Here is a 259-nt window from a genome sequence, read left to right as displayed (position 1 = left end):
ATTGGCCTCGGCCAGTTACTCGACTCTTCAATGAGCTTTTTGATGAAGTCAGCGCGTGATTTTCGCGTAAACGTGAACACCGAAATCTGCGAGTACCGGATGTCAAGCTGATGCCTCATGAAAAGCAGACGCGACACCAAGGAAGTTGACTTGCCAGAACCAGCGCCGGCCAGTACAGATACCCCGCGTTCACGCGCAAATATCAGTTCTTCCTGAGCTTCACTCGGCCCCCTTATTTTTCCGGTAGCCGGGTCTCGGC

At 53.3% G+C, this 259-nt stretch carries 1 protein-coding gene; it reads right to left on the bottom strand.

Going from position 1 to position 259, the window contains the following annotated elements; genetic code table 11:
- A partial coding sequence (locus ACFUEJ_RS24060) for a UvrD-helicase domain-containing protein (protein ID WP_388032349.1) occupies positions 1 to 236 on the bottom strand: 236 nt, incomplete at its 3' end.
- Positions 237 to 259 lie beyond the last annotated feature (23 nt).

The sequence above is a fragment of the Gordonia sp. NPDC057258 genome, assembly GCF_042668985.1.
In the GTDB taxonomy this organism is placed as follows: Bacteria; Actinomycetota; Actinomycetes; order Mycobacteriales; family Mycobacteriaceae; genus Gordonia; species Gordonia hongkongensis.
The sequence above is the reverse complement of the archived record's forward strand: the minus strand, read 5'-3'. Positions and strand labels throughout refer to the sequence as shown.